The following is an 11,223-nucleotide window of genomic DNA, read 5'->3' as shown; positions in this document are numbered from 1 at the left end:
TCTGGGGCAGGATTATCTGGTGTTTTTGCCCGACATTCACTTTAGACCCGCAGCGCCTGGTCCCAGTGCTACCGAATCATTAGTGCCGGGACTGCAAAAATTAATTGATATGGGCGTGGCTGATGCTAAGGCGATTGGCTTACATGGCCACAGCTGGTCGGGTTATCAGACCGCTTTTGTCGTGACCGAAACCGATATGTTTGCCGCTGCCGTAGCGGGCGCACCGGTGGCGAATATGACCAGTGCCTACAACGGTATCCGCTGGCAGAGCGGGTTGGCCCGGCAGTTTCAGTATGAAACCGGCCAAAGCCGGCTTGGCGTGTCGATGTTCGACGATTTAAAACCTTATATTGATAATTCGCCGCTGTTTTTTGCTGACAAAATTAACACGCCGATGCTTATTCAGTTCGGTGATGATGATGGCGCCGTACCGTGGGAGCAGGGCATAGAATACTATCTGGCCCTGCGTCGCTTAAATAAAGAGGTGGTGATGCTACATTATGAAAACGAGCCGCATCATTTGCAGCGCTTTGCCAATAAACTGGATTACAGCATAAAAATGCGTGAGTTTTTTGACCACTATTTAAAAGGTGCGCCAGCACCAAAGTGGTGGGCAGAGGGCATGCCGTATCAGCAATATGAACAGTAAGCTGTTCTATCCGCACGTTAAAAAATAAGCCTTGGCAGCCCGGCTCAGTCCGGGCTTTGGGTAAGATTAACCGGGCAGGCTGTGTTTAACTGCTGCCACCATGTTACATGCTGCATCAGTTGCAGCCTGAGCTGCTCGGCCGGTTGCTGATAGCGCTGTTGCAGTGCCGGATAAATCGCCGTGTCCTGATACAGCATGGCAATGATAGGCCAGCTTTCATTATAAAACCGGCTGAGCTCGGCCAGGTGAGCCTGCACCTTGCCAATAAAAAATTTACGAAACACTGTGGTTAAAATACTTAGCTGCTCAGTACTCTGGCCACGCGGGCACAAGCTTGCCGGAGCGATTGCCAGTAGCTGCGGATTAAGCTGGCTGAACCAGGCAGCACTGTAACGCAGGCTGTTCTGCAGCTTTGCCAAAAAGTCGTACTGGTAGATAGCGCCAAGGCTTTGTTCAATATCAAGCGCTGCGGCCTGTTGCCAATGTTGCTGAGCGATAAGCCTGGTCAGTTCAGCCAGATTATTTAATGCGCTACTGGTTGGCACAAAGCCGTTGCCCTCGCCGGTGACTAACTGCTGGCTAACACTTTGCCATTGGCGGCGCAGTGTATCATCTGCCAGCAGCATATTACTGAGGGCGATGGCAATGCTTTGCTGCTTTTCATCCTGCCAGTGGCTGATTTGCTGCTGTAATGCCGGGCTGATGTTCTGTTGCTGGCACTGCTGTAAGCGCGATAATAACCGCAGTTCATAATTCAGTTGCTTACTGGGCTGATACACCCGGCCAAGGCCGCTGTTACGCTCGCCAATCAGTTGATCCAGGCTGCATTCGCGGCTGGCCCAGGCATCACGTAAATTGACCCGGATGTCCGGCAGGGGTTGCCTGAGTTCACTTGGCCGCGGTAAAACAGCCACCGGGACGACCTGCACTTTGACAGTCTCCAGCTCCAGTACCCGGCTTAAGCGCTGCTGATAATCCGTCAGTGTCGCTTCACTGTCAGGTTTACTGCAGCCGCCAAGGCTAGCCAGTAGTACCATACTCAGCAGCGTGCTGAATTTCATGATCGATCCTTTTAATATGCTTTCTTAAGATAAACGCCAGCATAATGGCAGCGGTACTCAGGCCAATAATAATACCTATCCAGAAACCATGGGCCCCCATAGGCTGCACCAGCCAGTCTGTTAAGCCTAGTACGGCGCCTAAACCAAAACCGATTGGCCAGTAAGCAAACAAGGTGATGTAAAACACCGGTTTGGTGATTTTCATGCCGCGCAGCGCACAGGCTGATACCACCTGTATCGCGTCAGACAACTGGTAAAAACAGGCCAGAATAAGCAGCGAGCTGGCCATGGCAATCACCGCCGGGTTAGTGGAATACAAGGACGCGACATAGCTGCGCATAAAAAAGGTAAAACTGGCGATAAAGAACGACATAAAAATTGCCAGACATAAAGCGGTACTGATAGCCACTTTCAGCTCTTTGCTATTTTGCTGGCCAACTAAATGGCCAACCCGGATGGTTGTCGCCAGACCGAAACTCAGTGGTAGCATAAAGACCAGCGCACTGTAGTTATTCGCCACCTGATGGCCGGCCACCACTATCGGCCCCAGATGCACTATCGCCAGCGGAATACAGGCAAACAACGTTACTTCAAAGAAGATTGAAAAAGCAATCGGGGTGCCAAGGCAGACAACATACCAGATGTCTTTCAGATTGGCGCTTAGCTGTTTGGGCCAGTGCCGGTAGGGCCGGGTAGTGCGGCTGAACCAGCCGTAAACCAGCATAGCGATAAACATCGCCAGAAATACCAGGCTGGTGGCAATACCACAACCGGCACCGCCTAAGGCTGGCATGCCCAGCTTGCCGTAAATAAAAATATAATTAGCCGGAATATTGACCAGAATACCAACGAAACTGATCCACATACTGGCTTTGGTATTACCGATGCCTTCAAATAAATTACGGATAACAATGTAACCGGCGGCCGGAAACAGGCCCCAGCTGACATAGTAAAGATACTGCAACGTTTTATCACGAAGCGCCGGCTCCATATCCAGCATGCCAATCGGAATATCGGCAAACAGCATCAGCACAAATAATAAGCCCGCGAGCAGCATTCCCAGATACAGGCTTTGCAGGGTAAAATGGCTGACCGGCTCGGTCTGTCTGCTGCCATAATACTGCGCCACAATAGGCGTCAGGGCTAACAGCAGCCCCTGCATGGTCAGTACCACCGGCAACCACAGGCCCGATGCTACTGCCAGCGCGGCCATATCGGTGGCGCTGAACCGGCCGGCCATGACAGTATCGACAAAATACATCATGGTCTGGGTAAGCTGGGCCAGCATAATAGGGCCGGTCAGCTTTAACAGAGTTTTGGCTTCAAAGCGGGAAAAAGGTACCATGCGCCATCGTCGGGTTGGCCATTAATGGCGCGCAATTTAGCACAATTGAGGTTTTATGTTTACCGGAATAGTTCAGACAACCGCGCAAGTGCGCGAAATTCGCGATGAAGGGCAGCTACGCCGCCTGACATTAGCGGTGCCGCCCGCTCATTTACAGGCGCTGCAGCAGGGGGCCAGTATTGCTATTAACGGGGTATGTTTAACGGTAACAGCGTTTGACAGCGCTGCCGGCTGGGTGTGTTTTGATGTGATAAGTGAAACGCTGAGCAAAACCAATCTGGGCAGGCTGGCGGTGGGCAGCAATGTTAACCTGGAGCGCTCGCTGACCTTTGGCAGTGAACTGGGCGGCCATATTGTCTCAGGCCATATTCAGACCACTGCCACCTTAATCAGACTGGTGCGCGAGCAGCACAAGGTTAGTATGGAACTGAGCCTCGATAAAGGCTTTCTGCCTTATATTCTGGCTAAAGGTTTTATTGCGGTAGAAGGCTGCAGTTTAACGGTGGGTGAGGTGACAGGCAGCGGTTTTAGCCTGTACTTAATTCCGGAAACGCTGGCCATTACCACGCTGGGAGAAAAGCGTGAGGGCGACATCCTGAATATTGAGCTGGATCAGCAAACGCTGACCATTATAAAAACAGTAGAACGGGTGATGGCAGAGCGCTTTGCTGCGGAGCAATAGTCAGGGTTAACAGTTTAATAATATTGCTCATCATCGGCATCGACAAAAATTTGCACGCTGTGATGCTGAATATCTTTATGCACCTTTAAATGAATAGGATTGCAGCAATTGCTGCAATCTTCGATGTACTCCTGATCGTCATCGGTGACTTCAATATCAACATACACCGGATGGCCACAAAATGGGCACCTGATTGCTTTGCTTAAGATACTCATACTGTCTCCTTACATTCAGGCTTTCTGGGCTGCTCCGAGGCTGCGACCACCATCAACCGCGATGATCTGACCGCTGATGTAAGATGATTGCAGCAGGAACAACACTGTACTGGCGATATCTTCCGGTGTCCCGATCCGCTTAAGCGGTATCTGTTGCACGATATCGGCCTTATCTGCCTCAGCTAACTGTTGACTGGGCCATAAAATAGCGCCGGGTGCGATGCCGTTGACTCTTATTGTAGGTGCTAATTCACGGGCCAGCGATTTTGTCATCATTAATAATGCGGCTTTTGCCATACAATATATATTATGGTCCTGCAGCGGCCGCTCGGCATGAATATCGACCATGTTGATAATACAACCTTTAGTTTCATGTAATGCCGGTGCCAGGGCTTGCGCCAGAAAATAGGGGGCTTTCACGTTGCTGCCAAATAAGTCATCCCACTGCTGATGGGTGGCGGTCGAAAGCGGGGTGGGATAAAAACTGGAGGCGTTGTTAACCAGCACATCCAGCCGGTTAAAACAGGCGAGCGTCTGCGTGGCTAACTGCTTAACTGCCTGCTCGTCCAGCAGGTTGGCCTGTAAAATAGCAGCACTGTCTGGTCGCTGCTGGTTAAGCGTATCAGCCAGGCTTTGCGCCTCAGCCCCTGACTGATGGTAATGAATAATTACCCGGTAGCCGGTCTGATGCAGTTGGCTGACGATTTGTTTGCCTAAACGTTTGGCACTGCCGGTGACCAGTGCGACCGGGTTGTCTGAAGGCGCCATAAACCAATCCTAATAAAATTGCTGTTTTATCATCTCCTGTGCTTGTACCAGAAAACTGCCACGAAACAAATAAGCATGATTTAAAACATGATATAAATTATACAGATCTTTTCGTTGTTCATAACCGTCAGGCAATTTATTAAATTGCTGATAATAACTGTAAAAAGCGTCAGGAAACCGGCCGAAAAGACCACTGAAGGCAACATCTGCTTCCTGATCGCCGTAATAGCATGCCGGATCAAAAATTACTGGCGAGTTGGCAAGAAAACCAACATTGCCCCGCCACAAATCACCATGTAATAAACTGGGCGCCGGCTGATGATGAGCTAATCGCTGTCGGCATTGTTCTACCAGATAATCGATATTGCCAAAACCAAAGCCCTGTTCCAGTAACAATTGCAGCTGCCAGCCGAGGCGTTGCTCAGAAAAAAAACTGCTCCAGTTGCTTTGCCACTTATTTGGCTGGGGCGTGCGGCCAAGGGTATTATCCCAGTCAAAGCCAAACATGGCTTGTTCATGTTGCCGGTGCAACAGCGCCAGTTGCTGGCCCAGCTGTTGCCAGCCTGTGTTAGTCTCTTTTATCAGTGGCAGGTATTCCAGCACCAGAAAAGCTTTGTCAATGGTCTGGCCATAACAAACAACATCGGGAACCCGGATGCAATGGTGCTGACGCAGGGTACGCAGACCAAGGGCTTCGGTCTCAAATTGCTCCAGCTGTTCACGCTGATTGAGTTTGACGAAAAAGTCACGGCCGTTGCCGCTGATTTTAAAAGCCAGATTAATATCACCGCCGGTGAGCTGGATTTTATCCTCAACCTTAAAGTCGATATCCAGCTCACTACTGATATTATCTGCGATAGCCTGCCACATCGGTTTGCTCCATATCCCCGTTGTGATTTCAGTATGACTGATAAACCAGAAAAATCACTGATCCTGGTCAGCAATTGACAACGTAATGGCGTTCCAGCATCTTAGGAGGTGCTAAAGTTATTAATACTATCCGTTGTCCGGAGTCTTTATGTCGATCATTACCCCCCGTTTTCGTTTGCAAGCTTTTAAAATAATGACAGGCATTAATCTGGTGCTGTTTTTGCTGGCGCTGCTGCTTGCAGCCCTCTACGACAGCTGGCTACCCGCATTGCTGATTGGCTTGCCGACAGCCGTGTTGCCGCTGCTGTTTTACCGGTTACTCGGCGATCACCTTCTGGCCAGATTAAGTTTCGGTATCAGCTTTATGTTTTTTTCGGCACTGCATATTCATCAGACTGCAGGGATGATTGAAATGCACTTTGGCATTTTCGTGCTGCTGGCTGTGCTAATCGCATTTCGGGATTACCTGGTTATTATTGCCGCTGCGGCCACTATAGCAGTGCATCACTTACTGTTTATGTGGTTGCAAATGCAGGGTAGCGCGGTGTATGTCGTGCCTGATGAGCGGCTATCGCTGGCTATTATTCTGTTGCATGCTGTTTTTGTCGTGGTCGAGGCGCTGGTGCTGGTGATGATTTGCCGGCAAAGTTACCGCGAGGGTATCGTGGGTCAGTCATTATTTAATGCAACAGACAGCCTGATGACTTCTGACGGTAAAGTGGCGCTGACCGTGCGCTGCAATGATCTGCAATCGGGTCTGATTAATAATTTTAATTCGGCTCTGGCCACCCTGCAGAAAACCATGCAGAGCATCGATAAGCAGGCAAAGGCGTTAAAACATGAGTCTGTTGCCCTGCTCAGTGAAGGTGAAGCATTGTCTGAAAGTATGCAGAGTGAAATTACTGAAGTGGGCATGATTGCCGCAGCAACGGAGCAAATGTCACGAAGCATTGAAGAGGTATTTAATCTGTCGCAGCAGGTACTGAGTTTTGCGCGCGAAGCAGAACGGGCCGCGACTGAGGGGACATCGTCGGTTAGTAAGACTATAGGGTCTGTTCAGCAGCTGGCGCGGCAGATGAGTGATACCGGGGCCAAAGTTAACGACGTTGCCAGCGCCACCGTGGATATCCAAAAAGTGCTTGATGTTATTCAGGCCATTGCGGAGCAGACCAATCTGCTGGCGCTTAATGCAGCAATTGAAGCAGCCCGGGCCGGCGAGCAGGGCCGTGGCTTTGCGGTAGTAGCTGATGAAGTTAGAACTCTTGCCTCCCGTACCCGCGGCTCAACAGATGAAATCAAGGCGATGATTGAACGGCTGGTCATGAACAGTAGCCAGTCGGTTACTGAGGTTAAACGCAGTATTGAACAGTTAGAAGCCACCCGTGACCATGCCCAGCACAGCGGTGAATTGCTTAAATCGATTCTGGTTCAGGCCCAGCAAGTGGCTACCTCGTCAGATGTGATGGCCAGCTCGCTACAGCAACAAAGCGCGTCCAGTAGTGAGATAGCCCGCAGTGTCCAGCAGCTTAATCAAATGACTTCAGAGCAGAAAGCATTGGGAGACAAGGTGCTAAATAGCGCCGATCAGCTGAAGTCGATTACCTCGGCGCTTAGTGCCGAGTCTGAAAAGTTTTTGGTGTAGCGTGGCATTTCAACCGAAAATTATTACTGCTCTGGTGTTGCTGGTCAGTTGGCTGATATTTGCCAGTGCCGGATTATTCTACTTTGGTAACCAGCACTACGGCCCGTTTGATCCGGACAAACAGTGGCAGAACCCTTTAGCTGCCGTGTTTTCAATAGAGGCCCTGGGCATTGCTGCTACCGCCGGCAAACAGGTGGTGCATGTCCGGCTAGCTCAGTGTGCCTGCAACAACCACGTAAACGCCCATATCAGCCGGTTGAATAACGATTCTCAGCTGGCTGCAACTGCCCAGTTTACCCGGCAGGTCAGCGAGATTACTGTCGCTGGTCTGGCGCTTCCGGCCGCACCCGCAGTGTTAATTTTTGAAAATGGCCAAATGATTTATGCCGGCCCTTATGCCAGCGGCCCTTTGTGCTCACCATCTGACAGCCTGATCGCACCGATACTCAGAAATGAAGTGCAGCTGGCAGGGGTCTGGTTAAATGGTGAGGCACAAGCCTGTCGCTGTTTAACAGGCTAAGAACGACTGGCAGCAGTAGTCAAGCCGCTGGGCTGATGTTACTATAGCGGCGTTATTATTATTTACTGACCACAGGCTTTGGCAAATGACTTTTGGTGTAAGCCATTAACTGCCCGGGCTGGTTGGGTAAATACTCCTCATTATTAAACAAGTGACCCTTGGTGTGGGCCACCACTGTAAAAGGAAAAATCATGCCAGTTATTACTCTGCCTGATGGCAGCCAGCGCGTATTTGATTCTGCTGTTTCAGTTATGGATGTTGCCAAAGATATCGGTCCTGGTTTAGCCAAAGCCACCATTGCCGGTAAGGTCAATGGTCAGCTGGTTGATGCCTGTGACCCTATTACCACTGATGCAACGGTAAGCATTATTACCAGTAAGGATCAGGACGGCCTGGAAATTATCCGTCACTCTTGTGCCCACTTATTAGGCCATGCGATTAAGCAGATGTGGCCTAATGTGAAAATGGCCATAGGCCCGGTCATTGAAAACGGCTTTTATTATGACGTGGATTTAGACCGGCCTATCAGTAGCGACGATTTAGCTGAGCTTGAAGCGAGAATGCTTAAACTGGCGAAAACTGAATACGACGTAATCAAGCATAAAGTCAGCTGGCAGCAGGCTTATGATACGTTTAAAGCCCGCGGCGAAAGCTACAAAATGGAAATTCTGGAACAGAACGTCAGTAAAGACGACAAGCCAGGCTTATACCATCATGAAGAATACATCGACATGTGCCGTGGCCCGCATGTGCCGAATATGCGGTTTTGTCAGCACTTCAAAATTATGAAAGTGGCCGGCGCCTACTGGCGTGGCGACTCGAAAAATAAAATGTTGCAGCGGGTATACGGCACCGCCTGGGCAGACAAAAAGCAGTTAGCGGCCTATTTGCTGCAATTAGAAGAAGCAGAAAAGCGCGATCACCGGAAAATCGGTAAGGCACTCGGTTTATTTCACTGGCAGGAAGAGGCGCCGGGAATGGTGTTCTGGCATAACGATGGCTGGACCATTTTCCGTGAACTGGAGAGCTTTGTCCGCGAAAAACTGGGCGAGTACGATTATGACGAAGTAAAAGGTCCATTAATGATGGACCGGGTGTTATGGGAAAAGTCAGGTCACTGGGAAAAATATGCTGAAAACATGTTTACCACTCAGTCTGAACACCGTGAATACGCGATTAAACCGATGAACTGCCCGGGTCATGTCCAGATTTTTAATCAGGGCTTAAAATCGTATCGCGATTTGCCACTGAGAATGGCTGAATTTGGCTGCTGTCATCGTAATGAGCCTTCAGGTGGTTTACATGGTTTAATGCGGGTTCGCGGTTTTACCCAGGACGACGCCCATATTTTCTGTACTGAAGATCAGGTGCAGGCTGAGGTGACCAAATGTATTCAGATGGTATTTGATGTCTACAGCACCTTTGGCTTTAAAGATGTTAAAGTCAAATTATCAACCCGGCCGGCGCAGCGCATTGGTTCAGATGAAAGCTGGGATAAAGCCGAGCAGGGCCTGATTGAAGCCCTGAAGAGCAATAATATCGATTATGATCTGCAGCCGGGTGAAGGCGCGTTTTATGGTCCGAAAATTGAATTCACATTGCACGATTGTTTAAACCGCGCCTGGCAGTGCGGCACGATCCAGTTAGACTTTGCCCTGCCGGGCAGGCTTGGTGCCACTTTTGTTTCAGAAGGCGGCGATAAGTTGGTGCCGGTCATGATCCACCGGGCGATTCTGGGTTCGCTCGAGCGTTTTATCGGTATTTTAATAGAAGAATATGCCGGCCTGTTTCCGGCCTGGTTAGCGCCGACTCAGGTGGTGGTGATGAATATTACCGATAATCAGGCCGAATATGTGCAAAATTTAGTAAAAACTTTCAAATCTCACGGTATTAGGGTCATTAGTGACTTGAGAAATGAGAAGATAGGCTTTAAAATCCGCGAGCACACGCTTAAGCGTATTCCTTATCTTGTGGTTGTTGGTGATAAAGAGATGGAAGCGGGCGATATCGCCTTAAGAACGCGTAAAGGTGAAGACCTTGGTAAGATGTCAGTGGCCGCTTTTGTTGAAAAGCTGACCACTGAAATTAAGACCCGGGTATAAACTATTAAGCGTATAAGAATAATTTTCGGAGGAACATACTATTAAAGTAGGAAAGAAAACATTACCTGCAAACCGTCCTAACAGGATCAACGAAGAGATTAACCTGCCCGAAGTGCGGTTAATTGGCGTCGAAGGTGAGCAACTGGGTGTAGTAAGTATTGCTGAAGCCATTAAACTGGCTGAAGAAAGTGGCAATGATTTAGTTGAAATCAGCCCGACAGCCGAACCACCAGTTTGTAAGTTGATGGACTACGGTAAGTTCCTGTTCGAAAAGAGTAAAGCTCTGAAAGAGCAGAAGAAGAAGCAAAAACAGATCCAGATTAAGGAAATAAAATTCCGGCCTGGAACTGACGAAGGCGATTACCAGGTAAAACTACGCAACCTGCGTCGCTTCATTGAAGAGGGTGACAAAGCTAAAGTAACGCTGCGCTATCGTGGTCGTGAAATGGCGCATCAGGAAATCGGTATTGAGATGCTTACTCGGATTAAAGAGGACTTGTCTGATATCGCTATCTGCGAATCTTTCCCTTCACGGGTGGAAGGTCGGCAGATGATCATGATGCTGGCCCCAAATAAGAAGTAATAAGTGCCTTCAAGTTTATTAAGCTGCGGCTTGCCGCAGTTTTTTAACGCCTTATTATTCGTTGTAATTTAACAATGCGAGTTTAAATACTATGCCAAAGATGAAAACCAATAAAGGTGCCGCGAAGCGTTTCAAAAAGACCGCTTCTGGTAGCTTTAAACGTAAACAATCACACCTTCGCCACATTCTGACGAAGAAGACTTCTAAGCGTAAGCGTCAGTTAGGTCCAAAAACCTTAGTCGCTAAAGTAGACATTGCCGGCTTAGTCCGTTGCATGCCGTACGCATAAATCATAGGAGTCAGAAATGCCAAGAGTAAAACGTGGTGTGACGGCGCGCGCGCGTCATAAGAAGGTGTTAAACCAGGCTAAAGGTTACTACGGTGCCCGCAGTCGTGTTTATCGTGTTGCGTTCCAGGCCGTTATTAAAGCCGGTCAATATGCTTATCGTGACCGTCGTCAGCGTAAGCGTCAGTTCCGTCAACTGTGGATCGCGCGTATTAACGCAGCGTCACGGATGAACGGTTTATCTTACAGCCGTTTCATTGCAGGCCTGAAAAAAGCCTCTGTTGAAATCGATCGTAAGATCCTGGCCGACATCGCTGTATACGACAAAGCTGCTTTCACTGCTTTAGTATCTAAAGCAAAAGAAGCCTTAGTCTGATATAAGCCGATAGTATCGGCAGCCACCTCACCGTGGCTGAAATACCCTCACAACCATTGGTTTGAGGGTATTTTTTTGGCCAAATATTGTGAACAGCTGTTAGTAATAAAAAAGGCGCTTAACA

At 49.1% G+C, this 11,223-nt stretch carries 13 protein-coding genes; 8 read left to right on the top strand and 5 right to left on the bottom strand.

Features of this window, described 5'->3' with window-relative positions; translation table 11 throughout:
* Positions 1 to 649: alpha/beta hydrolase family protein (locus R3177_RS02965; RefSeq protein ID WP_318969546.1), on the top strand; the 649-nt coding region annotated here is incomplete at its 5' end.
* A 44-nt stretch (positions 650 to 693) separates the two neighbouring features.
* Here the strand turns inward: R3177_RS02965 and R3177_RS02960 are convergent.
* Both R3177_RS02960 and R3177_RS02955 read right to left on the bottom strand, forming a co-directional pair.
* The gene (locus tag R3177_RS02960) at positions 694 to 1,710 is read right to left on the bottom strand and encodes a DUF3080 family protein (protein ID WP_318969545.1); all 1,017 of its coding nucleotides are present in this window, start codon (positions 1,708 to 1,710) and stop codon (positions 694 to 696) included.
* Positions 1,670 to 3,055 (bottom strand): MATE family efflux transporter, encoded by a 1,386-nt coding sequence (locus R3177_RS02955; RefSeq protein ID WP_318969544.1) that lies wholly within the window; start codon positions 3,053 to 3,055, stop codon positions 1,670 to 1,672. The genes R3177_RS02960 and R3177_RS02955 overlap by 41 nt, the downstream gene beginning before the upstream one ends.
* A 55-nt stretch (positions 3,056 to 3,110) precedes the next feature.
* On the opposite strand from R3177_RS02955, the gene R3177_RS02950 reads away from it, so the two are divergent.
* Positions 3,111 to 3,737, top strand: coding sequence for a riboflavin synthase subunit alpha (locus tag R3177_RS02950; RefSeq protein ID WP_318969543.1), 627 nt, complete (start codon positions 3,111 to 3,113; stop codon positions 3,735 to 3,737).
* A gap of 14 nt (positions 3,738 to 3,751) precedes the next feature.
* Here the strand turns inward: R3177_RS02950 and R3177_RS02945 are convergent, their stop codons facing one another.
* The 3 genes from R3177_RS02945 to R3177_RS02935 are packed head-to-tail and all read right to left on the bottom strand — an operon-like array spanning position 3,752 to position 5,590.
* Complete coding sequence (locus R3177_RS02945) at positions 3,752 to 3,952, bottom strand: CPXCG motif-containing cysteine-rich protein (protein ID WP_318969542.1); 201 nt, start codon at positions 3,950 to 3,952, stop codon at positions 3,752 to 3,754.
* Between the two features lie 15 nt (positions 3,953 to 3,967).
* Entirely contained in the window at positions 3,968 to 4,720 is a 753-nt protein-coding gene (locus tag R3177_RS02940; RefSeq protein WP_318969541.1) for a pteridine reductase, read from the bottom strand.
* Positions 4,721 to 4,729: 9 nt separating this feature from the next.
* Entirely contained in the window at positions 4,730 to 5,590 is an 861-nt protein-coding gene (locus R3177_RS02935; RefSeq protein ID WP_318969540.1) for a fructosamine kinase family protein, read from the bottom strand.
* 148 nt (positions 5,591 to 5,738) lie between these two features.
* On the opposite strand from R3177_RS02935, the gene R3177_RS02930 reads away from it, so the two are divergent.
* The 6 genes from R3177_RS02930 to rplT all read left to right on the top strand — a co-directional run bounded on the left by R3177_RS02930 (position 5,739) and on the right by rplT (position 11,099).
* The gene (locus R3177_RS02930; RefSeq protein WP_318969539.1) at positions 5,739 to 7,232 is read left to right on the top strand and encodes a methyl-accepting chemotaxis protein; all 1,494 of its coding nucleotides are present in this window, start codon (positions 5,739 to 5,741) and stop codon (positions 7,230 to 7,232) included.
* Position 7,233: 1 nt separating this feature from the next.
* On the top strand, positions 7,234 to 7,752 hold the full coding sequence (locus tag R3177_RS02925) for a DUF6436 domain-containing protein (RefSeq protein ID WP_318969538.1): 519 nt from the start codon (positions 7,234 to 7,236) through the stop codon (positions 7,750 to 7,752).
* 191 nt (positions 7,753 to 7,943) lie between these two features.
* Positions 7,944 to 9,854, top strand: coding sequence for a threonine--tRNA ligase (gene thrS, locus R3177_RS02920; protein WP_318969537.1), 1,911 nt, complete (start codon positions 7,944 to 7,946; stop codon positions 9,852 to 9,854).
* Between the two features lie 40 nt (positions 9,855 to 9,894).
* Positions 9,895 to 10,437, top strand: coding sequence for a translation initiation factor IF-3 (gene infC / locus R3177_RS02915; protein ID WP_318969548.1), 543 nt, complete (start codon positions 9,895 to 9,897; stop codon positions 10,435 to 10,437).
* A gap of 91 nt (positions 10,438 to 10,528) precedes the next feature.
* A complete protein-coding gene (gene rpmI / locus R3177_RS02910; RefSeq protein WP_027672243.1) occupies positions 10,529 to 10,726 on the top strand; it encodes a 50S ribosomal protein L35 in 198 nt (65 codons plus the stop codon).
* 16 nt (positions 10,727 to 10,742) lie between these two features.
* Positions 10,743 to 11,099 (top strand): 50S ribosomal protein L20, encoded by a 357-nt coding sequence (rplT, locus tag R3177_RS02905; RefSeq protein ID WP_019676566.1) that lies wholly within the window; start codon positions 10,743 to 10,745, stop codon positions 11,097 to 11,099.
* Positions 11,100 to 11,223 lie beyond the last annotated feature (124 nt).

This window comes from Arsukibacterium sp., assembly GCF_033722355.1.
In the GTDB taxonomy this organism is placed as follows: Bacteria; Pseudomonadota; Gammaproteobacteria; order Enterobacterales; family Alteromonadaceae; genus Alishewanella.
This window is presented reverse-complemented; position numbering and strand designations above follow the sequence as displayed.

Bases quoted from the DNA above. Each gene is read 5' to 3' on its own strand.
- R3177_RS02940 (WP_318969541.1), bottom strand. From the start codon at position 4,720: ATGGCGCCTTCAGACAACCCGGTCGCACTGGTCACCGGCAGTGCCAAA.
- R3177_RS02950 (WP_318969543.1), top strand. From the start codon at position 3,111: ATGTTTACCGGAATAGTTCAGACAACCGCGCAAGTGCGCGAAATTCGC.
- R3177_RS02960 (WP_318969545.1), bottom strand. From the start codon at position 1,710: ATGAAATTCAGCACGCTGCTGAGTATGGTACTACTGGCTAGCCTTGGC.
- thrS (WP_318969537.1), top strand. From the start codon at position 7,944: ATGCCAGTTATTACTCTGCCTGATGGCAGCCAGCGCGTATTTGATTCT.
- rplT (WP_019676566.1), top strand. From the start codon at position 10,743: ATGCCAAGAGTAAAACGTGGTGTGACGGCGCGCGCGCGTCATAAGAAG.
- R3177_RS02955 (WP_318969544.1), bottom strand. From the start codon at position 3,055: ATGGTACCTTTTTCCCGCTTTGAAGCCAAAACTCTGTTAAAGCTGACC.
- R3177_RS02945 (WP_318969542.1), bottom strand. From the start codon at position 3,952: ATGAGTATCTTAAGCAAAGCAATCAGGTGCCCATTTTGTGGCCATCCG.
- R3177_RS02930 (WP_318969539.1), top strand. From the start codon at position 5,739: ATGTCGATCATTACCCCCCGTTTTCGTTTGCAAGCTTTTAAAATAATG.
- rpmI (WP_027672243.1), top strand. From the start codon at position 10,529: ATGCCAAAGATGAAAACCAATAAAGGTGCCGCGAAGCGTTTCAAAAAG.
- R3177_RS02935 (WP_318969540.1), bottom strand. From the start codon at position 5,590: ATGTGGCAGGCTATCGCAGATAATATCAGTAGTGAGCTGGATATCGAC.